Consider the following 22664-nt stretch of genomic DNA (forward strand, 5'->3'; position numbering starts at 1 on the left):
CAGGGGCCGCCCCACGGCCCGGGACGGCCCCGCTTAGAGTGAAGCGGTGAACGGCGACTGGCTCCATCGCGGCCGTGACGGCCGGCTCAGCGTGTATCTGCCGTCGGGTGACGCCGTGCTGTGCCGGGCGGAACGCGGACCCGGCGGTCCCTGGGGTGCCCCCCGGCGGATGGGCGGCGAGCAACGGCTGCACCCCGGCTTCTCGGTGGGCCGGGGCGACGACGGGTACGCCCACCTGGTGGCCTGGCGGCCGACCGTCAAGAGCGAGTCGGGCCTTGTGCACTCGACCCACTACCGCCCTCATCTGGCCGCCATGGACTGGCAGCCGATCGGCCACCCGGCGAAGAAGGGCGATGTCACCGGCACCCCCGCGGTCGCGGTGGACGCGGAGGGCCGCGCCCATGTGTTCGTCCGCAACCCGGGGCGCGGCGTGAGCATGGTCGCCCAGAAGGAGAAGGGCGGCTGGGACCCCTGGCGCGACCTGAAGGGGCGGCTGGTCGAGGACGGACTCGCGGCGGTGACCGGTGCGTCGGGGCGTGTCGAGGTCTACGCGGCCGTACCCGACGGGATCCTGTACTGGCGTCAGGAGGAGGCGGGCAGTCCGCCCGTGCTCCAGGAGGCCCTGGAAGCACCGGTCCGGCCGGGCACCCTCGCCGCCCTCGCCACCTCGCCCGGGAGCACGACCCTCTACTACACGGACGCCGCCGGCGACCTCTGCGCCTGGCGCCCCGGCGGCAAGCCCGCCGCGCTGCTGCCGTCGGCCGGCCCCGGCCCGGTCGCGGCGATCCGCTGCGAACTGGACGGCCACGACTGCACCCTGCTCGCCCAGCGTTCGGCGAGCGGCCGGGTCGCCTTCGCCGCCTACCCCACCGAGGACGAGCGGGCCGGTGCCTGGTGGGCCGAGTCCGGCCCGCAGCTCCCCGCGGACGCGACGGTCGCCCTCACCACGGACGAGTCCGGCCGCGTCACCGCGGCGACCCTGTCCCCGGCCACCGGTCAGCTCCTCCTCACCCGGCGCAAGGACGAACCGGGGCTGGCCCTGGAGTCCTGGCGCGAGGTCTGACAGGGGCTGACGAGTCGTCAGTTGCCGCCGGTGGCAGGGGACTTCTTCGCCGACTCCGGGATGGTGGAGTCGGTGCGGATCGCCTTCCAGAGTGTGGCCGCCTGCGGTTCGGCGGCCACCACGCGGTTCGGGTCGATCTTGTCGTACGCCACCGGGAGCATGATCGTCTCCATGGTCGACGGGCTGACGCCGTTCAGGCTGCGGCCGAACTCGGCGAGCTTGGTGAGGGAGGCGAGTTCGGAGTCGGTGGTGAGCGCCGCGGTCAGCTTGTCGGCGATCTTGTAGGCCTTGACCGGGCTGCCCAGCAGGTCCTGCTTCTGGATCTCCGAGAGCAGCGCGATCATGAACTGCTGCTGGAGGCCTATCCGGCCGAGGTCGCTGCCGTCGCCGATGCCGTGCCGGGTGCGCACGAACTGGAGGGCCTGGGTGCCGTTCAGCCGGTGGGTGCCCTTGGTGATGTTCAGGCCGCTGGAGGAGTCGTGGATGTCCTGGTCGACGGTGACGGTCACCCCGCCTATCGCGTCCACCAGGCCCTTGAAGCCGGCGAAGTCGACCTCGACGTAGTGGTCCATGCGGACGCCGGACATCTGCTCCACCGTCTTGACCACGCAGGCCGGACCGACCTGTGAGTAGATGGAGTTGAACATCACGCGCTTCGCGGAGGCGACCTGGGTGCCGTCCGCCTTGGTGCACCCGGGGCGGGTCACCAGGGTGTCGCGCGGGATGCTGACGGCGACGGCCTGCTTGCGGCCCTCGGGTATGTGCATCACCAGCGCGGTGTCCGAACGGGCGCCGGACACCTTGGCGTCGTCCAGCTTCGCGTTGGCCCCGGCCCGTGAGTCGGAGCCCAGGATCAGGACGTTCTGGCCCGAGGTGGGCAGCTTCTCCGGCCGGTCGTCGCCGATCGACCTGTTGATGTCGACGCCCTTGATGTTGCCGTCGATCCCGCTGTAGAGCCAGTAGGCGGTGCCGGCCCCGGCGAGGACCAGCACGGCCAGGGAGAGCAGGATCCAGCGGCCGGTCCGGCGCTTGCCGGTACGCCCACGCCTGCGGCCGCGCCCGCCGCCGGGCCCGGCGGCGCCGTCGGTGTCGTCGGAGGACGGCGTCGATACGTGGCTCATCCTGGTTCGAGTCCTCATGTGTCGTGCCCCGGAGGGCGAATGCGGTGGCGTGGGGACTCGGGTGGGGGAGGGCCGGTCCGTGATCTGCCGGATGACGTTGCACTATAGACACCCCGTCCGGACAGTTGTGCGGTCGGAGTGACGAAAACATGAACGCAGGCCCTCGGGCGAGCGACTTTCTGGGAGGCCGGGGAGGCGGTCGGCGCCGGCGGGGGGCTGCCGGAGGAACGGGAAGAGGGGGCACCGGATGGGGGCCAGGACCGGGCGTGCCGGGCGCGGACGCGCGGGCACACCGCGAGGAGCCGGCGCACCGCGATGGGCCGCGGGCCGGGTGCCGTACGAAGGTCCCCGGGCCGTCGGTGTGGTGGACGGCCGCTGGCTCCTGCGCGGTCGCGACGGGAGACTCACCGCCTACGCGCGCTCCGACGGCGGGCTGTTGCGCTGGACCGAGGCGCGCCCCGGCGGACCGTCGTGGACCGGGCCGGACTTCTTCGCCGCCCCGGGCGTCACGGAGGTGTCGGCCGCCCAGGGGGCCGACGGTTATGTGCACCTGGTCGCCCGGCGGGAACCGGGCGGCTCCGCCCCCGTCGACATCGTGCACGCGGTGCAGTACCAGACCGGCAGGCCGGTCACCGAGTGGCGCTCGATGGGGAATCCCGGCCGGACCCCGGAGCGCGCGGCGCTGGTGGCGGCACCGGCCGCGGCCGTGAGCGCGTCGGGGCGGGTGCACGTGTTCGTCCGCAACGCGGGTGGCGGGGTCTGCCTGCGCCGGGAGGCGCCGGACGGCCGCTGGGAGCCCTGGCGGGATCTGCGCGGCGGTGGCGTCCGGCCGGGCATGACGGCCGCCGCCACCGGCACCGGCCGGATCGAGCTGTTCGTGCCGGGGGAGGGACCCGCGATGCGCTGGTCCCAGTCCGCGCCGGACGGCGACCCGGAGCGCTGCCCCAACCTGGCCGTCACCGTGGCCGAGGGCAGCCCCGCCGTGCTGGAGACCGCCCAGGACCGGGTGACCTTCTACTGGACGGACGCGGCGACCGGCGGGATCGTCGCGCACCGTCCCGGCAGTTGGGTCATCCCGCTGGGCGGGGCACCCGCCGTCGGCCGGATCGCGGCCCTGCGGACCGCTCTCGACGGGTACGACTGCACGGTTCTCGCCGCGCGCGACCAGGCGGGGGAGATCGCGCTCGCGGCCTTCGGCACGGAGAACGAGGGCGGTGGCGTGTGGTGGTCGCCCACCGGGGAGCGCTGTGCGCACGGTCCCGCGCTGGCCCGGGACGCGTACGGGCGGGTCGTCCTGGCCTTCCTGGACGAGGCGGGCGCACTGTGCGTGGCGCGCCAGTCGGCCGAGGCGGGGCTGGTGCTGGGCCGGTCCGTCCGGGTGTGACCGGGTGAAGCACAGTTGAAGAAAATGTAAGTGACACACATCTCACAGGTAAGAAAACAGCTAGACAATGGGTTGACCAAGATGTGAAGATCCGGTGGCCTGATTCGTTCGTCCGGAAGCGAGCGGCGGGCGAGCTGAATCGTTTGTACGGGGCATGAGGGGGGTCTCAGCCCTTGCCAAGGTGCTGAGGAGTTGGGGTGAGCCCGGGTAATCCTGAGGCGAGCGCGCTCGTTTCGACCTACCGATCACTGGTGCCGGTACGGGCCCGGCGGCGCATCGTCCGCCGGATCCCCCGTCCGCTGCGCCAGGGGGTCATGCGGTTCCTGACGGCGGCGGACGCCATGCGCACCGCCCTGGCCAGGGCCGTCCTCGGGGCGGCCGGCGGTCCCGCCCGGCAGGGCGCCGGGGCCGTCCTGCGGGTGATCCGCCTCGACGGTCAGCACGTGCGGGCCATGGTCGTGCCCGGCGCCACCGAATGGGCCGCCAGGGCACGCAACCTCCATCTCCTGGTGGCCATCCTCGAAGAGGCGGAGATCGAGTACTTCGCCGTGCGCGGCACGGGAGGAACCGTTCCTGCAGTGGCCGTGCCCGCGGCGCTCCGCGAGGACGTCGAGGACGTCCTCCAACTGGTCTGCGGCCGCGACCCGGGATACGTCCGCGCCGCTTCCGGTGGCCAGTCCCGTGCCGGTTCGTCCGCGCAGGCCTGGCGGAAACTGCGCTCCCAGAAGGTGCTGAACGTGGCCTGGGTCGTGTGCGACCCCACGGAGAACCTCGCCTTCGGCCACGAGTCCGGCTGCGAGCTGGAGTTCTGGACGGAGGAGGACGGCGAACTCGTCGCGCCCCGCCCCAACTCCGTGATCACCAGCACCCCGGTGGGCGGGGAACGGCGACTCGCCGAACAGCGCCTGTTCAGCCCCGTCCCGTTCCTCTACGGCACCGGCCAGACCTGTACGCTGCCCGAGTTCACGGCCGCCCTGATCGGCGACCACCGGTACCCGATCGACATCGTCTACACCTGGGTCGACGACTCCGACCCCGTCTGGAGGGCGAACAAGGACGCCGTACGCCGGCAGTACGACGGCGGCTCCGCGTCGCTGCACGAACAGGCCGACAACGACGCCCGGTACACCAGCCGCGACGAACTGCGGTACTCCCTGCGCTCGATCCACCAGTTCGTGCCCTGGGTCCGCAACATCTTCCTGGTGACCGCGGGGCAGGTGCCCGGCTGGCTCGACACCGAGTACCCGGGCCTGCGGGTGGTGGACCACCGGGAGATCTTCTCCGACTCCCGTGCGCTGCCGACCTTCAACTCCCACGCCATCGAGAGCCAGCTGCACCACATCCCGGACCTCGCCGAACACTTCCTCTACCTGAACGACGACGTGTTCTTCGGACGTCCGGTCCGCCCCGAGCAGTTCTTCCATCCCAATGGCCTGACCAAATTCTTCATGTCCAAGGCGCTGATCCCGTCCGGGCAGATCTCCCCCGACGACCTGCCCGTGAACGCCGCCGGCAAGAACAGCCGGGGCCTGATCGCCCAGCAGTTCGGCACGTTCGTCTCGCAGAAGATGAAGCACACCCCGCACGCCCTCAGGCGCTCCGTCCTCGCCGAGATCGAGCAGGTCTACGCGCGTGCGCACTGGGTCACGCAGCACTCGCGGTTCCGCTCCCCGCACGACACGCCCGTCGCCTCGTCGCTGCACCACTACTACGCCTACCACTCGGCCCGGGCCACGGTCGGCGACCTGCGCTACGTCTACATCGACATCGGCGAGCAGCGCGCCCAGCAGCGGCTGAACCGGCTGGTCGCCCGGCGCGACTTCGACACCTTCTGCATCAACGACACGATCGTCCCCGAGGACCGGGACGCGCAGACGCGCATGGTCGCCCGCTTCCTCGACGCCTACTTCCCGGTCGCCAGCCCGTACGAACTCCCCGACCGGGCGCTGTCCCCGGCGCGGCACCAGGTCGAGCAGGGGGCGCCCGTCTGATGAGCGCGCGCCGTCGTCTTCTCGCCGCCGTCCGGCGCCGTGCCGCGGTCCGGCTCGCCCGGCCGCGTGCCTGGCTGATGAACCGGCTCTTCCTGCCCCGCCGAGCCGGCCGTACCGCACGTCTGCGCTACGCCGCCCTGCTGGACGGCCAGACCGTCAACCTGCACGCCGAACTGCCCGGTTCGGTGACCGAGGCGGACCACGCCGAGATCGTCGTACGGCGTCGACGCCACCGGCACCGGGTCCCCGCCCGGGTCTACGCCGGGGGCGACGGCCGCTTCCTCGTCGACGCGGCGGTGCTGCTGGGCACCGGGACCAGAGGAGTGCCCGTCACCCCGGGGCGCTGGAAACTGCGGCTGGACGTGGGCACCGGGCGCCGGGTCCGCCAGTTCCCGCTGCTGCTCGCGGAGCTGACGAAGCCCCCGACGGGCACGACCGGCCCGATGAGGTCGTCGCCGGTCACCGCCGACCGCTACCGGCTCGGCCGGACCGTGCGCGGTGACGCCCGCGTGGTGTGCGCCAAGGCGCGGCCCGCCGCCGAGGTGGTCAACGTGCACATCGAGCACGCGCGCATCGAGGTCGATCTGCGCCTGCTCGGAGTCGGCTCCGGCGCCCGGCAGGCCGAGTTCGTCGCGGCCGGCCGGAGTGTGACGCGCCCGCTGGACGAAGTGGAGCCCGGCGTATGGCGGGTGGACGTTCCGCTGGCCGAGATGGTCCCCACCGGAAGCCGGCACGTGCACTGGGACGTCCTCGTCCACACGGACGCCCGCGCGCCCCTGCGCCTGGGACGCCGGCTGCACGACGTCCAGGCGCCGGGGCGGGTGTTCGCGATGCGGAAGATCCTCGTGGCACCGCGACGCGACACCCTGATGATGATCGAACCCCGCTACACCCCCGCCGGGAACCTCCGGTTCACCTGCGGTGACGGTGCCGGGGCGGAGCAGAGGAACCCATGAGAATCGCCTTCCTGCTGACCCAGGCCGATGTGCTGGGCGGCGAGGAACGAGCCGTGCTCGGTCACGCCGGGGCGCTCGCCGACCGGCACGAGGTCAGCGTCATCAGCGTGTTCAAGGCGCGGCGCCGGCGCTTCACACCGCCCGACCCCCGGGTGCCGGTCAGGTTCCTCGTCGAGGCGCTCCAGCACCGGCCCGTACGCCGCTCGACCCTGGACGCCGGCACCGGCCTCGCCCTGAGCGCGGTACCCAGCGAGGTCGTCGAACGCCGCTGGGACGACCGCTTCCACCGACTCGCCGACATCGAACTGGAGTACGCGCTCCAGGACGCCGACGTCGACGTCCTCGTCACCACCTCGCCGGCCCTGCTCGCCTACGCCGCGCGGTTCGCCCCGCCGCACGTCCTCACGGTCCACTACGAATTGAGCGCGCCGGAAGTGGCCGGCCCCGCCGCCGAACCCCTGCTCCGGCACATCACGCGCTGCGACGCGGTGGCGCTGGCGTGCGCCCGCTCCCACGAGTGGTACACCGAGACGTTCGGCGCCGGTGCCCCGCCGCTCGTGGTGATCCCGCCCGCGCTCCCGGAGGGGTTCCGGCCCCGCTCCACACTGGAGACCCGGATGGTGACCCTGGCCGCCCGGCTGGAGGAGCGCTCCGGGATCGCCGACGCCCTGGCCGCCTGGGCGCGGGTCAGCCCGCTGCACCCCACCTGGGTCCTGCGGATCATCGGTGACGGCCCGCTCGGCAACCGGCTCACCGGCCACCGGGACCAGCTCGGCCTGCACGGAACCGTCCAGTTCGTGGGGGAGGCGCCGCCCAGCCTCGCCGAGGAGTGGGCCAAGGCGAGCATCGCCCTGAGCACCGCGACCGAGGACGCCGTGGGACTGGCGCTGCGCGAGGCCCAGGCCGCCGGGGTGCCCGTCCTGGCGTACGACAGTCCCCACGCCCCGCGGGAGATCGTGCACGAGGGGCGCACCGGCCTCCTCACCACTCCCGGGGACACGGAGGCCCTGGCCGCCGCGCTGCTCGACATGATCGAGAACACCGAGATGCGCCTGGGCATGGGCAGCCTCGCCGCCGAGGCGGCGCTGCGGTTCCGGGCCGGCGACCAGTGGGACGGCCTGCTCACCACCCTTGAGGCGGACCGGGCGAGCGGTCGCCGCGCCGCGCTGAAGGCCGAACGGATCGCCGCGCACGCCATGATCGCCGGTGCGGGCGGCCAGGCCCGGGCCGCGGCCGCCGCCCCGCGCAGCACCCAGCACTCCAGCCGGCTCCAGCAGACCGAGGAGCGGCTCCTCAAGGAGAACGGCGACCTGGTGCGCGACGGCGGACAGCTGTGCCGCCTGATCGACGCGGAGACCCCCTTCGACACCGTCCAGGCGAACCTGGCGATGACGGCCGCCGCGCTGGAAGCGGCCCGCATCCCGTACTTCGTCTCCCGGACCACGAAGGTGCGGCACACCGTCGCCGTGCACGCCGACCACCGCGAGGCCGTCCTCAAGGCGCTCGCCCAGCACTTCGCGAAGCAGGCCGTCTACACGGCACTGCTCAACGACGCCGACGCCTCGGTCGCCACCACGCTCGCCGGACTCGCCACCGAGTACCTGCGCACGCAATGCGCCGGGGTGCGCGTCTACCAGAGCGTCGTCACACCGTCCCGCACCCTGCGGCTCGGGGCTGCCTACGGCTGCACCGTCGCGTTCTGGGAGGACGACCCGGAGGACTCCGGCACCATCGTCTCCCCGTACCGCACCCTGATCGGCTCACGGGTGCCCAAGAGCGCGCTGCGCCGGGTGCCGACCGTCCTGGGCGGGCGGCAGTACCCGACCCTGGAGGCGTTCGCGGGCACCCTGCACCACGACATCGCGTTCCCGGTCGACGCCGTCTACACCTGGGTCGACGGCTCCGACGTCTCCTGGCTGGAGCGCAAGAACGCGGTGCTGGCCGCCAAGGGGATCGAGACGGAGGACGCGGCCACCAGCGCGGCCCGCTTCCGCAACCGCGACGAACTGCGGTACTCACTGCGGTCCCTGGACATGTACGCCCCGTGGATCAGGAACATCTACCTGGTCACGGACCGGCAGGTCCCGCAGTGGCTGGACCCCCACCACCCCCGGGTCCGCGTGGTGGACCACACCGAGATCTTCGGCAGCGAAGGGGCGTTGCCCACGTACAACTCGCACGCCATCGAGAGCCGGCTGCACCACATCGACGGACTCGCCGAGCACTTCCTGTACTTCAACGACGACGTCTTCGCCGCCCGCCCCCTCCAGCCCGGTCTGTTCTTCCTCGGCAACGGCCAGTCGAAGCACTTCATGTCCTCGAACGCCATCCCGATGAACCCCATCACGGAGGGCGACGAGTTCAGCCGCATGGCGGCGAAGAACAACCGGCAGCTGGTGGCCTGGATGTTCGGTCGGACCCTCGTCAACTCGTTCATCCACGCCCCGCACCCCTTGCGCCGCAGCGTCATGTACGACCTGGAGAAGCAGTTCCCGGACGCGCTCGGCGCCACCGCCCGCAACCAGCTGCGCGACCCCTCGGACGTGTCCGTCGCCTCGTCGCTGCACCACTACTTCGGCTACTACACGGGCCGCAGCGTGCCGGGCGGCATCTCCAGCGGATTCGTCAACGTCGGTCTCAGCGAGCAGGTGAAGAGGCTCAACCACCTCCTCGCGGAACGGGCCAACGACGTCTTCTGCCTCAACGACTTCCACGACGGGGACATCTCCGAGGACGAGCAGGACGCCACCCTGGCCGCGTTCCTGCCCAGCTACTTCCCGATAGCCAGCCAGTTCGAGGCGGGCTCGCCCCGCAACCGGCTCTTCCACGCGGGGCGCCTGCCCGGCTGGCCGCTCTGAGAGGAACCATGAACACCTTCTGCATCCTGGGCAACTCCGTGGCCACCTCCCGGAGACCGGAGGAGGCGCCCATGGCCGGCTGGGGCCAGTACGTCGACGCGTTCCTCTCCGGTCACCACGAGGTCAAGAACTACGCCCGCGACGCCATGACCGCGCGGACCTACTACACCGAGCGGATGGCGAGCCTGCTCAACTCGCTCGTCCCCGGTGACGTCGTGGCCATCGACTTCGGCGCCGTCGAACAGCGGGTCAACGTCCCGCTGCGCTACCACAGCCCCCGCGAGTTCACCGAGTTCCTGCGGCTCTACGTGGACGCGATCCGCGGTGAGGGAGCCGTGCCGCTGCTGCTCACCCCGACGGCGCGCTGTGTCTTCGACGTCCAGGGCAACGTCCTGAACACCCACGACGTCTACCCGGACGTGATCCGCGAGGTCGCGGCCGGCACCGGCGCCGACCTGATCGACCTGAACCACTACACCACGCGGCTGCTGCAGGAACTCGGCCCCACCCGGGCGCGGGGCCTCTTCCGCTGGACCGACCCGGGCGAGCACCCCCACCACCCCGAGGGCATCGTCGACTCCACCCACTTCAACGAGGCCGGTGCCCGCGAGGTGGCCCGCATCCTCTGCTCCGCGCTCCCGCACGCCCGCACCCTGCCACCCGGCCTCGTCGACCCCGACCGCCTCGGTGCGGGCGAGTACCCGCCGGTCACCGCCGAGTTCACGGTCGCCCACCCCGAGTCCGTCCTCTACGGCGGCAACCAGATCACCGGCCCGGCACCCGTGATCGCCGCCCCCACCGCCTCGAAGATCGTCAGCCCGCTGCACAAGTTCGCGGGAACCGCCCCGCCCGGCACGTCCTACCTGCTGTTCTTCGAGAACGGCGGCTACCTCGGCGGCACCTCCGTCGGTCCCACCGGTACCTGGCAGTGGCGCCGGGCGGTCAGCTGGCCCGGCGGTGACCACCTGCTGCAGGCGGTCGGGCTCAGGGACTCCGGCGTGACCGAGGTCGCGTCGGTGCCCTTCACCGTCCGGGACCACGTCGAGCCCCCGGTCGTCCTCGGCCCCCGCGAGGGCGCCTTCAGCGGTCCGCGGCCGCGCTTCTCCGGCACCGCCGACCACGGCGTGACCAAGGTGATGCTGCTGGAGGGCGGCCGGCTGATCGCCGAGGCCCCGGTCCGCGACGACGGCACCTGGAGCGTGCGCCATCCGCACGACTGGAAGCCCGGCACCTACCAGGTCGACTTCGTGTCGGTGTTCAGCGCCCTGCACTCCCGGCCGGCCTCGCTGCGGCTGAGGATCCACGGGATTCCGGAGGGCAACTGGATCCGGGAGTCCGCGGTCCGCGCCCGCGAGGCCTGCGGGGACGAGAAGTGCGAGCACCTGCCGTTCCACGGGCGCTGGTGACCGGACGGACCCCGGGGGATCAGGGCATGCGCAGCCGCACCGTGCCCACGAGAGCACGGTGGTCGGAACACCGGACGAGCCCCCGGCACGAGGTGGGGACGGACAGGGCGACGGCCGCGTACGGCCCGGCCAGACGCGACTCCCGCACGAAGATCTCATCGATCTTGGCACGGCCCCCGCAGGGCGGCGCGCCGCCGGGAGTCCCCAGCGCCGTCCACGCCCCGTACCCGGGACAGTGGGCCTTGTCCGCGTCGTCCAGTTCCCGGTGGCTCCCCGTGTTCGCGGGGTTGGCGGCCGTGGACGCCGAGGGAGCGTAGAACGCGTTCAGCCGGGCGTAGTCGGGCTGGGCGTTGAAGTCGCCGGCGATGATGTACGCCTGACCGGCCGCGTCGAAGCCGTCCAGGACCTTCAGGACCGCCCTGAGCTGCCGGACGTTGTCCGGAATCCCGGAGACCACGGCGTTGCTGGTGGTGATGTGCACGGTGCAGAACTTCATCCGGGGGTCGTCCCGCAGCGCCGCGCACAGCAGCCGCCGGTGTTCCGCCGTGCCGTCGGAGGGCAGGACGTACTCCCGCGAGGCGCCGAGCGGGTCCCTGCTGAACAGGGCGATGCCGTAGTCGCCGGTGCCACCGCACAGTCCGGGCGACGCGGCACGCGTGGCGGCGAAGCGGGCGAACGTCCCGCCACCGCTGGGCCAGCCGCTGCCGGCGAGGAGTTCCCTCATCCGGTCGAACTGGCCCCGGCAGACCTCGTTGAGGGAGACGAAGTCCGCCTCGCGGTGGCGTACGGAGTCGACGGCGGCCTCGGCCAGTCCGTCGTCGACGGCGCCGTGGTGCAGGGCGTTGCCCGCGATGTTCCACTGCCAGACGCGGAACGTGCGGTCGGTGTGCCCGTGCCCGTTCCGGTCCGGCCAGGAGAGGGCCGCGGCCAGGGCGGCGAGCGCCACCACGACCGCGAGCAGCGCCTTCCGGCCGGACACCGGACCTGTGAGCGTGTTCGATTTCCTCATGACAACCGGCATTTTGCCGGAACGACGACAGGGGGCCTCCGCAGCACTGCGGCGGCCCCCTGCGGCTGACCGGCCGTTACGCCGGGACCGACGCCACGCCCGGGGCCAGGAACTTCTTGCCGTTCACGCGCTCCGAGACACCCTCGCGGTCCAGGTACGGCGTGATGCCGCCCAGGTGGAAGGGCCAGCCGGCGCCCGTGATCAGGCACAGGTCGATGTCCTGCGCCTCGGCGACGACGCCCTCGTCGAGCATGAGCCCGATCTCCTGGGCGACGGCGTCCAGGACGCGGTCGCGGACCTGCTCCTCGCTGAGGACCGAGTCGCCCTGCTTCAGCAGCGCGGCGACCTCGGGGTCCAGCTCCGGCTTCCCGCTGTCGTACACGTAGAAGCCGCGCTTGCCCGCCTTGACGACGGCCGCGAGGTTCGGCGAGACGGTGAAGCGGTCCGGGAAGGCCCGGTTGAGGGTCTCCGAGACGTGCAGGCCGATGGCGGGACCGACCAGCTCCAGGAGGACGAGCGGCGACATCGGCAGGCCGAGGGGCTCCACCGCCTTCTCCGCGACCTCGACCGGGGTGCCCTCGTCGATGACGTTCTGGATCTCGCCCATGAAGCGGGTGAGGATGCGGTTCACGACGAACGCCGGGGCGTCCTTCACGAGGACCGCGGTCTTCTTCAGCTTCTTGGCGACGGCGAACGCGGTCGCGAGGGACGCGTCGTCGGTCTTCTCGCCGCGCACGATCTCCAGGAGCGGGAGGACCGCGACCGGGTTGAAGAAGTGGAAGCCCACGACCCGCTCGGGGTTCTTCAGCTTGGAGGCCATCTCCGTCACCGACAGCGAGGAGGTGTTGGTGGCGAGGATCGCGTGCGCCGGGGCGACCGCCTCGACCTCCGCGAACACCTGCTGCTTGACACCGATCTCCTCGAACACCGCTTCGATGATGAAGTCGGCGTCCGCGAAGCCCTCGGCCTTGTCCAGCACACCGGTGACCAGGGCCTTGAGGCGGTTGGCCTTGTCCTGGTTGATCCGGCCCTTGCCGAGCAGCTTGTCGATCTCGGCGTGGACGTAGCCCACGCCCTTGTCGACACGCTCCTGGTCGATGTCGGTCAGCACGACCGGCACCTCCAGGCGGCGCAGGAAGAGCAGCGCGAGCTGGGAGGCCATCAGACCGGCGCCGACGACACCGACCTTGGTGACCGGGCGCGCCAGGTTCTTGTCCGGGGCGCCGGCGGGCCGCTTGCCGCGCTTCTGCACCAGGTTGAACGCGTAGATGCCGGCGCGCAGTTCACCGCCCATGATCAGGTCGGCGAGGGCCTGGTCCTCGGCGTCGTAGCCCTGCTGGAGGTCGCCGTTCTTGGCGGCGGCGATGATGTCCAGGGCGCGGTAGGCGGCCGGGGCCGCCCCGTGCACCTTGGAGTCGGCGACGAACCGGCCGCGCGCGACGGCCTGGTCCCAGGCCTCGCCGCGGTCGATCACCGGGCGCTCCACCTTGATGTCGCCCTTCAGCACCTGGGCGGTCCAGATCAGCGACTGCTCCAGGAAGTCGGCGCCCGCGAAGAGGGCGTCGGCGATGCCGAGGTCGAAGACCTGCTGGCCCTTCAGCTGCTTGTTCTGGTTCAGGCTGTTCTCGATGATGACCGAGACGGCCTTGTCGGCACCGATCAGGTTCGGCAGCAGCGTGCAGCCGCCCCAGCCGGGCACCAGGCCGAGGAAGACCTCGGGGAGCGAGAACGCCGGGATGGCCTTGGACACCGTGCGGTACTCGCAGTGCAGACCGACCTCGACGCCACCGCCCATCGCGGCACCGTTGTAGTACGCGAAGGTCGGCACCGCGAGGCCCGCGAGGCGCTTGAAGACCTCGTGGCCGCCCTTGCCGATGGCGAGCGCGTGCTCGTGCTCCTTGAGCAGCTCGACGCCCTTGAGGTCGGCGCCGACCGCGAAGATGAACGGCTTGCCGGTGACACCGACACCGACGATCGTGCCGTCGGCGGCCTCCTTCTCCACCTGGTCGATGGCGGTGTTGAGGTTCGCCAGCGACGCGGGGCCGAAGGTGGTGGGCTTGGTGTGGTCCAGGCCGTTGTCCAGGGTGATCAGCGCGAACCGGCCGGCCCCGAACGGGAGGTCGAAGTGGCGTACGTGCGCCGACGTCACGACCTCGTCGGGGAACAGGTCGGAGGCCTGCTTCAGAAGCTCGGCGGTGGTGCTCACTTGTCCCCCTCGAAGTGCGGGTTCTCCCAGATGACCGTCGCGCCCATGCCGAAGCCGACGCACATGGTGGTCAGGCCGTAGCGGACGTGCGGCTGCTCCTCGAACTGGCGGGCCAGCTGCGTCATCAGACGCACGCCCGAGGAGGCCAGCGGGTGACCGAAGGCGATGGCGCCGCCGTACTGGTTGACGCGCTCGTCGTCGTCCGCGATGCCGTAGTGGTCGAGGAAGGCCAGCACCTGGACGGCGAAGGCCTCGTTGATCTCGAACAGGCCGATGTCGGAGATGGACAGCCCCGCCTGCGCGAGGGCCTTCTCGGTCGCCGGGATCGGGCCGTAGCCCATGACCTCGGGCTCGACGCCCGCGAAGGAGTACGCCACGAGACGCATCTTCACCGGCAGGTTGTTCTCGCGGGCGAAGTCCTCGGAGGCGATGAGCGAGGCGGTCGCACCGTCGTTCAGACCGGCCGCGTTGCCGGCGGTGACCCGCCCGTGCACCCGGAACGGCGTCTTGAGACCCGAGAGGTTCTCGAGGGTGGTGCCCGGGCGCATCGGCTCGTCGGCGGTCACGAGACCCCAACCGGTCTCGCCGCCCTCCGGGTTGGTCCGGCGCACCGAGATCGGCACCAGGTCGGCCTGGATCTTGCCGTTGGCGTACGCCTTGGCGGCCTTCTCCTGCGAGCGCACCGCGTACTCGTCCGCGCGCAGCTTGGTGATCGCCGGGTATCGGTCGTGCAGGTTCTCCGCGGTCATGCCCATGAACAGCGCCGACTCGTCGACCAGCTTCTCGCTGACGAACCGCGGGTTCGGGTCCACGCCCTCGCCCATCGGATGGCGGCCCATGTGCTCGACACCGCCGGCGATGGCGACGTCGTACGCGCCGAAGGCGACGGAGCCGGCGACCGTGGTGACGGCGGTCAGGGCGCCGGCGCACATGCGGTCGATGGAGTAGCCGGGCACGGACTGCGGCAGACCCGCCAGGATGCCCGCGGTACGGCCGATGGTCAGACCCTGGTCGCCGATCTGGGTGGTCGCGGCGATGGCGACCTCGTCGATCTTCTTGGTGTCCAGGCCGGGGTTGCGGCGCAGCAGCTCCCGGATCGCCTTCACGACGAGGTCGTCGGCACGGGTCTCGTGGTAGATGCCCTTCGGGCCCGCCTTGCCGAACGGGGTGCGGACGCCGTCGACGAAGACGACGTCCCTGACGGTACGAGGCACGATGGCTCTCCTCCAGATGCGGGTCTGCACTGCTGCGGCCGCGCTGAGCGCGCGCTCAGCCCCATGCTACTTATCAGTAACGTGACTGCCCACCCCTGGCGGCGGGAGCGGCGAAGGTCACACGAGAGGACCTCTGCCGAAGCGCCTCATCATGGCGTGATCTCGACCTCCGCGACCGTCCCGGCCGTGCGGGGTGCCACGAGACGAGCCGTCCGAGGCGGGACGGACGGCTCCTCGCGCGGTGTGCGCAGCTCCAGGATGCGGGCGTTCCGCGTCATGGTGGGCGGCACGTCGGCGGGGCGGGCGGTGGCGGGCGGTGGCCATTCGGTCATGGACTGTCCTGGGAAGAGGGGGAGTTGTGAGGCTGCGCCGGCGGCGAGCGAGTCCACCAGCAGCGGCTCGTCGTCGGCCCCGAGGGCGAACCGGGTGGTGGCCGGACCGCAGACCACGCCGAGCGCGTCGAGCACCCGCGCCGTGCGGTGTGCGAGGAGCCGTGCCGTGCGGTCCGGTCGGCCGTGACCCGTGCGGCCGTGCGCCCGCAGCGCGGTGACGACGTGTTCGGGGCGGCCGTCAGGGCCCGGCCGGGTGACGGTGCGGACCGTGCACCGGCGGGACGGCGGCCGCTCGGTCAGCACCAGGTCCGGGCTGCCGGAGTACCGGACGGCCGCGTCCCGTACGGCCTGCCAGGCAGCGATGATCTGGGGCGCGTCCGCGCACTCCACCGGCTCGACCGGGGATCCGGCCGTCGCCGGCGCGAGCAGGTAGCCGGGCAGGGGACAGGCCCGCACCCAGGCCACCGCGGCGGCGGGACTGGTCGTACGGACGCCCCGCAGGGCGGGTATCCCGAGCCGGGACAGCCGGGCCGCCTGTGCCCCGCGGTCGTACCGCAGCGGGGAGGAGGCCGGATCCGCTCCGGGGAGGCCGAGCTGCCAGGCGATCCGCTCGGCCGGTTCGACGCCCCCGGCACCGCCCGCCACGACGGCGGACACCCCGAGGGCCCGCAACGCCTTGACCGTCTGCCGTACCCCGCGGTGCACGACCGTGCCGGTGTACCCGGCGGCCACCGTGGCGTTCCGGTACGCCGGCGGCCGCAGCCGGTGCTCCGGTACGACGGCCACCGTCCGCCAGCCGTGCCGGGCGTACACGAACGGATACGCGTCGCCGGCGTCGTACGGGGCGATCACCGCCACGGTGCCGACGGTGTCGGAGACGCTCATTGCAGTGCTCCCGGCCTGGTCGGGACCGAACGGTCCCGTCTGTCGCAGCAGCTCTCACCTGGAATACCGATGAAATCGCCATGCTGCTCTGCTCTGTACGATGCCAGAAGGGACCGAACGGTCTCTTCTTCCGCCGCCAAGTCTGGAACGCCCGTCCGGTGGCGTCAAGCAGGCGTCGGTCGTGGGCCCCGTCCGTCTGGTATTCCTTGGCCCGGGAATCGGTGGAGCCATCCGGGAGAGTGCATGACCAACCCGCGCAGGCCGCGACGTCGGCAACAGCGTGCCCTCGACACCAGGCAGCGCATCCTCGACACGGCCGGCGCGCTGTTCGTCGCGGAGAGCTACGAAGGGGCCTCGGTCAGCGACCTGATCACGGCGGCGCGCACCAGCAAGGGAGCCTTCTACCGGCACTTCCCCGGCGGGAAGCTCGACGTGGCGAGCGCCATCATGACGGACACGCTGACCATGGACGGGCTGCGGGAGCAGCGGCTCAAGCTCCAGGAAGTGGTCGACATCGGCATGATCCTGGCGCACCGGATCTCCCACGAGAGCGCACTTCAGGCCGCCCTGATGCTGTCGTTCCACAGCAGCGCGCCGGAGACCTACGGCACTCCCTGGCCGGACTGGATCGTCTTCAACACCGGGCAGCTCACCGAGGCCCAGCGGCGCGGCGAGCTGAAACCCTTCGTCGACGTGGCGGAGCAGGCCTACCAGCTCGCGGGGAACTGGGCCGGGGTGGTGCTGATCTCGAACACCCTCGACCGGCACCTGGGGAACGTGGAGGCGCGGGTCTCGCGCATGTACCGCAACCTGGTGACCGCGATCGCGGTCCCGGAGGTACTGCCGGAGATGGACTTCTCGGTGACCCGGGGCAAACACCTCTACACGGCGTTCCTCGAAGCCACCCCCGACCCGGACCCGGAGGCCGCCCCCGACGGGGACCCGGACCCGGAAGGGTCCTCCCTCCGGGGCGCGGGGGACTGATCCGGCCCGGACCGGGCCTGGGCCGCGCCCCGGAGCCGGGAGCGGCTCAGCGCCCCGTCGGTCGGCACACCTACGGGGTCAGCGCCGTCACCAGGGCCGGGGTCACCTGCTCGACCTGCCACGGTCGTGCGCCGTACCCCTCCAGCGCGGCCCCGACCGACTCGGCGTCCACCACCCGCGGCGGTTCCCAGCAGAGCCGCCGTACGGTGTCCGGCGCGATCAGGTTCTCCTGCGGCATGTTGAGCCGCTCGGCCAGGGCCGACACCGCGGCGCGCGCCGCGGACAACCGGGCCGCCGCGACGGGGTCCTTGTCGGCCCACGCCCGTGGCGGGGGCGGTCCCGTGACCGGCTGACCCGGCTGCGGCAGCGCGGCGTCCGGCAGCGCCTTGGCGCGGTCCACCGCGCTCTGCCACTGCTCCAGCTGGCGTCGGCCCATCCGGTGTCCGAACCCGTTCAGCCCGGCGAGGGCGTGCACGTTCGGCGGAAGGCCGAGCGCCGCCTCGACGATCGCCGCGTCGCTGAGCACCTTGCCCGGCGACACGTCCCGCTTCTGCGCGATCCGGTCCCGCATCTCCCACAGCTCCCGCACCACGGCCAGCTGCCGGCGCCGCCGCACCTTGTGCATCCCGGACGTCCGGCGCCAGGGATCCTTCCTGGGCTCGGCCGGCGGCGCGGCCGCGATCGCGTCGAACTCCTGCCGGGCCCACTCCAGCTTCCCCTGCCGGTCGAGCTCCTTCTCCAGGGCGTCCCGCAGGTCGACCAGCAGTTCGACGTCGAGCGCCGCGTACCGCAGCCACGGCTCGGGCAGCGGGCGGGTCGACCAGTCGACCGCGGAGTGGCCCTTCTCCAGCACGAACCCGAGGACGCCCTCGACCATCGCGCCGAGCCCGACCCGGGGGAACCCGGCGAGCCGGCCGGCCAGCTCGGTGTCGAACAGGCTGCTGGGCAGCATGCCTATCTCGCGCAGACAGGGCAGGTCCTGGGTGGCCGCGTGCAGCACCCACTCGACGCCGGCCAGCGCCTCGCCGAGGCCCGAGAGATCGGGGCAGGCGACCGGGTCGATCAGCGCGGTCCCGGCGCCCTCACGGCGCAGCTGGACCAGGTAGGCGCGCTGTCCGTAGCGGTAGCCGGACGCCCGCTCGGCGTCGACGGCGACGGGACCGGAACCGGCGGCGAACGCGGCGATCACGCGCGCGAGCGCGGCCTCGTCGGCGACCACGGGCGGAATGCCCTCGCGCGGCTCCAGCAGAGGGATCGGCGCCTCCGTCGCAGAAGACTCGGCGTCGTCCGGGGGAGTGCCCCCGGTGGTGCGCAGTGAACTGTCTGCTGCGGTGTCTTGGGCGTCGGTCACCTGTCAAGGGTATCTGTGTGTGGACGGCGCCCGTCGACGGAACGTTCCGTCGACGGGCGCCGGGGGGTCGTAAACCAGTCAGGTCGGTGGAAGATCAGATGCACGAACGGGGGACAGCGGGATACGACGTGACACCGGACCTGCGGCCGACCCGGTTCACGTGACGGGATCCACGAGGATCAGTGGATGATGCCGGTGCGCAGGGCCACGGCGACCATCCCGGCCCGGTCGCCCGTGCCGAGCTTGCGGGCGATACGGGCGAGGTGGCTCTTGACGGTGAGGGCGGACAGTCCCATCGAGACGCCGATCGCCTTGTTCGACTGGCCCTCCGCGACCAGTCGGAGCACCTCGACCTCACGGCCGGAGAGCTCGCGGTAGCCACCCGGGTGGCTCGGGGCACCCGGGGGACGGCGGTGCATGCGGGCGGCGGAACCGATGGGGGCGGCACCCGGTCGGGTGGGGAGCCCGATGTTGGTGCGGGTGCCGGTGACGACGTAGCCCTTGACCCCGCCGGCCAGGGCGTTGCGCACGGCGCCGATGTCGTCGGCCGCGGACAGGGCCAGGCCGTTGGGCCAGCCCGCCGCGCGGGTCTCGGACAGGAGGGTCAGGCCGGAGCCGTCGGGAAGGTGGACGTCGGCGACGCAGATGTCGCGGGGGTTGCCGATGCGGGGACGAGCCTCCGCGATGGACGAGGCCTCGATGACGTCGCGCACACCGAGCGCCCACAGGTGGCGGGTGACGGTGGAACGTACGCGGGGGTCGGCCACGACCACCATGGCGGTGGGCTTGTTCGGGCGGTAGGCGACCAGGCTTGCGGGCTGCTCTAGGAGAACGGACACCAGGCCTCCTGGGTGGGGGGACGGGGCCGGCTTGTGGGGATGAAGCCGGGACGAACCGTGCTTTCAAGGTCACAGTCGTCTTCGGCACCAAACCCGTCCGCCTTTAGAGAATGATCACGATCTGGTGAGTAACAATACGTGCAATTCGGACACGCGATCGATCATCCGAAGATCGAATCGGTTCGGGCCGTTGCGGTACGGGACAGAAAGTGGCCGTATCGACAAAGAGATGGTCAATGGAGGGTGAGTCGACGGGACGCCCGTGGACGGGCCGGCGTGCCCGGGGAGGGGTCAGCGCGCCTGCGGGTCGCGGCGCTGCGGCAGGGTGACCACCGAGGCGTCGCCGGGACCGGCCGGCGGCAGCCCCGCCACCTGCGCCAGCAGATCGCACCAGGAGGCGAGGTGCGCCGCGGTGTCCGGGACGCCGGTGCGGCCCTCCCGGGGCGTCCAGGAGGCCCGGATCTCGATCTGCGAGGCGGCCGGGCGTTCGGACAGCCCGCCGAAGTAGTGCGAGCTCGCCCGCGTGACGGTCCCGCTCGGCTCCCCGTACGACAGCCCCCGGGCCTGGAGCGCCCCGGTCAGCCAGGACCAGCAGACGTCGGGCAGCAGCGGATCGGCCGCCATCTCCGGCTCCAGCTCCGCACGGACCAGCGTGACCAGCCGGAACGTACCGCGCCAGGCGTCGTGCCCGGCCGGGTCGTGCAGCAGCACCAGCCGGCCGTCGGCGAGGTCCTGGTCGCCGTCGACCACCGCGGCCTCGACGGCGTACGCGAACGGCGCGAGGCGCTGCGGCGCGGGCGTCGGCTCCACCTCGACCTGCGGCCGCAGCCGGGCGCCGCGCAGCGCGTCGACCGCGGCCCGGAAGGCCGGCGGCGGCGGTGGCGCCGTACTCCCCGTATGTCCGTCACCCTCCCCGGTGCCCTTACCCTCGTCCATCCCGCCAGCGCCGTCCGACAGTCGTCCCTGAGCCGCAGCCATGCGGGGAAGAGTAAGGGGAACGACGCCTTCGCGCAGGGAGAGACACCACCTAAGGCCCCGAGGGTGCCGCAGGCCCGGCCGGCGGGGCGTGCGAGACTTGCCGTCGTGAGTGCGAACGGAAGCCCCGCGGGCCAGCAGCCGACAGCGACGTACGACAGTGCCTTCCTGAAGGCGTGCAGGCGCGAACCCGTGCCCCACACCCCCGTGTGGTTCATGCGGCAGGCCGGCCGCTCGCTGCCGGAGTACCACAAGGTGCGCGAGGGCGTCCCGATGCTGGAGTCGTGCACGCGGCCCGAGCTGGTCGCCGAGATCACCCTCCAGCCCGTGCGCCGGCACCACGTGGACGCGGCGATCTACTACAGCGACATCGTCGTCCCGCTCAAGGCCATCGGTGTCGACCTCGACATCAAGCCCGGCGTCGGCCCGGTCGTCGCGAACCCGATCCGCACCCGCGCGGACCTCGCCCAGCTCCGCGACCTCACCCCCGAGGACGTCTCCTTCGTCACCGAGGCGGTCGGTCTGCTCACCGCCGAGCTCGGCGCGACCCCGCTGATCGGTTTCGCCGGCGCCCCCTTCACCCTCGCGAGCTACCTGATCGAGGGCGGTCCCTCCCGCACGTACGAGAACGCCAAGGCGATGATGTACGGCGACCCGGAGCTCTGGGCCGACGTGCTCGACCGCCTCGCCGACATCACGGCCGCGTTCCTGAAGGTGCAGATCGAGGCCGGCGCCTCCGCCGTCCAGCTCTTCGACTCCTGGGCCGGCGCGCTCGCCCCCGCCGACTACCGCCGCTCGGTCCTCCCCGCCTCCGCGAAGGTCTTCGACGCGGTCTCCGGGTACGGCGTCCCGCGCATCCACTTCGGCGTCGGCACCGGCGAGCTGCTGGGCCTCATGGGCGAGGCCGGCGCCGACGTCGTCGGTGTCGACTACCGGGTCCCGCTCGACGAGGCCGCCCGCCGGGTCGGCCCCGGCAAGGCGCTCCAGGGCAACCTCGACCCCGCCGTCCTGTTCGCCGGCAAGGAGGCGGTGGAGACCAAGGCCCGCGAGGTGCTCGACGCGGCCGCCGGTCTCGAAGGGCACGTCTTCAACCTGGGCCACGGTGTGATGCCGTCCACCGACCCGGACGCCCTGACCCGCCTCGTGGAGTACGTCCACACCCAGAGCGCCCGCTGACCCGTTCCGCTACCAGCCGTGCCGGGGCCGTGCCCGCCTGCCGAACAGCAGGCCGCGCGGCTCCGGCGGCGGGGGCGTGCCCGGCTTGAGCGGCCAGGCGAGCAGCATGCCCACCAGGAAGCCGACGATGTGCGCCGCGTACGCCACGGTGCCCGCGTCCGAGACGCCCTCCCCGGACGAGTACACGGCCTGGAGCACGAACCAGAAGCCCAGGACCAGCCAGGCGGGCAGTCGTAGCGGCAGGAAGATCAGGAAGGGCACCAGGACCCACACCCTGGCCCTCGGGTAGAGCACCAGATAGGCGCCCAGGACGCCGGCGATCGCGCCGGACGCGCCGATCAGAGGGTCGCCCGAGGACGCGTTCAGGAGCGCGAAGCCGTAGCCGGCCGCGTAGCCGCAGAAGACGTAGAAGAGGAGGAACCGGATGTGTCCCATCCGGTCCTCCACGTTGTTGCCGAAGATCAGCAGGAACAGCATGTTGCCCAGCAGGTGCAGCCAGCTGCCGTGCAGGAACATCGCCGTGAGGACGGACAGCGCCGGCGACTTGTGGTAGTTCGGCGGGCCGACGACGCAGCCGGCACCGTGGCGGCCGACGCCCACCTCCCCGGTCGGTACGACCTGCGGCAGTTGATGGTGGATCAGCTCTCTGGGGACCGCCGCGTAGTGGTCCGTGAAGGCCTGCAGGTGGCACAGCTGTGCCAGGTCGCTGCCGCCGGCCACGGAGCCGGCTATGCCGGGGGTGAACAGGAACACGAGGACGTTCGCGGCGATCAGCGCGTACGTCACGTACGGCGTGCGACGCACCGGGTTGACGTCATGGACGGGAATGACCACAGCTAAGTAGTGCCCAGGGAGTGCCCGGCCAAAGCCGGGCGTTCATGTGAACGTCGCACCGGCCGCGTGCGTATGTCTGT

The 22664-nt window shown here is 72.0% G+C and carries 17 protein-coding genes; 8 read left to right on the top strand and 9 right to left on the bottom strand.

Annotation, left to right across the window (positions count from 1 at the left end; translation table 11 throughout):
- Nucleotides 1-46 precede the first annotated feature (46 nt).
- A complete protein-coding gene (locus ACZ3KP_RS11655; protein WP_467498513.1) occupies nt 47-1063 on the top strand; it encodes a DUF8189 domain-containing protein in 1017 nt (338 codons plus the stop codon).
- Nucleotides 1064-1080: 17 nt separating this feature from the next.
- On the opposite strand, the gene ACZ3KP_RS11660 is transcribed toward ACZ3KP_RS11655, so the two are convergent.
- Nucleotides 1081-2184: an LCP family protein gene (locus ACZ3KP_RS11660; RefSeq protein ID WP_467498515.1), complete on the bottom strand. Its 1104-nt coding sequence runs from the start codon at nt 2182-2184 to the stop codon at nt 1081-1083.
- A 247-nt stretch (nt 2185-2431) separates the two neighbouring features.
- On the opposite strand from ACZ3KP_RS11660, the gene ACZ3KP_RS11665 reads away from it, so the two are divergent.
- From ACZ3KP_RS11665 to ACZ3KP_RS11685, 5 genes are all read left to right on the top strand, one after another.
- Entirely contained in the window at nt 2432-3568 is a 1137-nt protein-coding gene (locus ACZ3KP_RS11665) for a DUF8189 domain-containing protein (protein ID WP_467498517.1), read from the top strand.
- A gap of 314 nt (nt 3569-3882) precedes the next feature.
- Complete coding sequence (locus ACZ3KP_RS11670; protein WP_467499235.1) at nt 3883-5559, top strand: stealth family protein; 1677 nt, start codon at nt 3883-3885, stop codon at nt 5557-5559.
- Nucleotides 5559-6515 (top strand): hypothetical protein, encoded by a 957-nt coding sequence (locus ACZ3KP_RS11675; RefSeq protein WP_467498519.1) that lies wholly within the window; start codon nt 5559-5561, stop codon nt 6513-6515. The genes ACZ3KP_RS11670 and ACZ3KP_RS11675 overlap by 1 nt, the downstream gene beginning before the upstream one ends.
- Entirely contained in the window at nt 6512-9373 is a 2862-nt protein-coding gene (locus ACZ3KP_RS11680) for a stealth conserved region 3 domain-containing protein (RefSeq protein ID WP_467498521.1), read from the top strand. The genes ACZ3KP_RS11675 and ACZ3KP_RS11680 overlap by 4 nt, the downstream gene beginning before the upstream one ends.
- Nucleotides 9374-9381: 8 nt before the next feature.
- Entirely contained in the window at nt 9382-10779 is a 1398-nt protein-coding gene (locus tag ACZ3KP_RS11685) for a hypothetical protein (RefSeq protein ID WP_467498523.1), read from the top strand.
- 19 nt (nt 10780-10798) lie between these two features.
- Here the strand turns inward: ACZ3KP_RS11685 and ACZ3KP_RS11690 are convergent, their stop codons facing one another.
- From ACZ3KP_RS11690 to ACZ3KP_RS11705, 4 genes are all read right to left on the bottom strand, one after another.
- Nucleotides 10799-11788, bottom strand: a complete 990-nt coding sequence (locus ACZ3KP_RS11690; protein WP_467498525.1) for an endonuclease/exonuclease/phosphatase family protein — start codon at nt 11786-11788, stop codon at nt 10799-10801.
- A gap of 76 nt (nt 11789-11864) precedes the next feature.
- Nucleotides 11865-13994: a 3-hydroxyacyl-CoA dehydrogenase NAD-binding domain-containing protein gene (locus ACZ3KP_RS11695; protein ID WP_467498527.1), complete on the bottom strand. Its 2130-nt coding sequence runs from the start codon at nt 13992-13994 to the stop codon at nt 11865-11867.
- Nucleotides 13991-15208, bottom strand: a complete 1218-nt coding sequence (locus ACZ3KP_RS11700; protein WP_358987292.1) for a thiolase family protein — start codon at nt 15206-15208, stop codon at nt 13991-13993. Before ACZ3KP_RS11700 ends, ACZ3KP_RS11695 begins: the two co-directional genes overlap by 4 nt.
- A gap of 149 nt (nt 15209-15357) precedes the next feature.
- Complete coding sequence (locus tag ACZ3KP_RS11705) at nt 15358-16425, bottom strand: ATP-grasp domain-containing protein (protein ID WP_467498530.1); 1068 nt, start codon at nt 16423-16425, stop codon at nt 15358-15360.
- A 243-nt stretch (nt 16426-16668) separates the two neighbouring features.
- On the opposite strand from ACZ3KP_RS11705, the gene ACZ3KP_RS11710 reads away from it, so the two are divergent.
- On the top strand, nt 16669-17409 hold the full coding sequence (locus tag ACZ3KP_RS11710; RefSeq protein WP_467498532.1) for a TetR family transcriptional regulator: 741 nt from the start codon (nt 16669-16671) through the stop codon (nt 17407-17409).
- A 70-nt stretch (nt 17410-17479) separates the two neighbouring features.
- Here ACZ3KP_RS11710 and ACZ3KP_RS11715 read toward each other — a convergent pair whose 3' ends face one another.
- The 3 genes from ACZ3KP_RS11715 to ACZ3KP_RS11725 all read right to left on the bottom strand — a co-directional run bounded on the left by ACZ3KP_RS11715 (nt 17480) and on the right by ACZ3KP_RS11725 (nt 20577).
- Complete coding sequence (locus ACZ3KP_RS11715; RefSeq protein WP_467498534.1) at nt 17480-18760, bottom strand: HRDC domain-containing protein; 1281 nt, start codon at nt 18758-18760, stop codon at nt 17480-17482.
- A 179-nt stretch (nt 18761-18939) separates the two neighbouring features.
- Nucleotides 18940-19599, bottom strand: coding sequence for a helix-turn-helix transcriptional regulator (locus ACZ3KP_RS11720; protein ID WP_005481878.1), 660 nt, complete (start codon nt 19597-19599; stop codon nt 18940-18942).
- Between the two features lie 291 nt (nt 19600-19890).
- A complete protein-coding gene (locus ACZ3KP_RS11725; RefSeq protein WP_358976029.1) occupies nt 19891-20577 on the bottom strand; it encodes a DUF3000 domain-containing protein in 687 nt (228 codons plus the stop codon).
- A 105-nt stretch (nt 20578-20682) separates the two neighbouring features.
- Here ACZ3KP_RS11725 and hemE point away from each other — a divergent pair, with 105 nt between their 5' ends.
- On the top strand, nt 20683-21750 hold the full coding sequence (gene hemE, locus ACZ3KP_RS11730) for a uroporphyrinogen decarboxylase (protein WP_467498537.1): 1068 nt from the start codon (nt 20683-20685) through the stop codon (nt 21748-21750).
- 9 nt (nt 21751-21759) lie between these two features.
- On the opposite strand, the gene ACZ3KP_RS11735 is transcribed toward hemE, so the two are convergent.
- On the bottom strand, nt 21760-22584 hold the full coding sequence (locus ACZ3KP_RS11735; protein ID WP_467498539.1) for a rhomboid family intramembrane serine protease: 825 nt from the start codon (nt 22582-22584) through the stop codon (nt 21760-21762).
- Between the last annotated feature and the right edge of the window lie 80 nt (nt 22585-22664).

Source organism: Streptomyces sp. NPDC020958, from assembly GCF_055562175.1.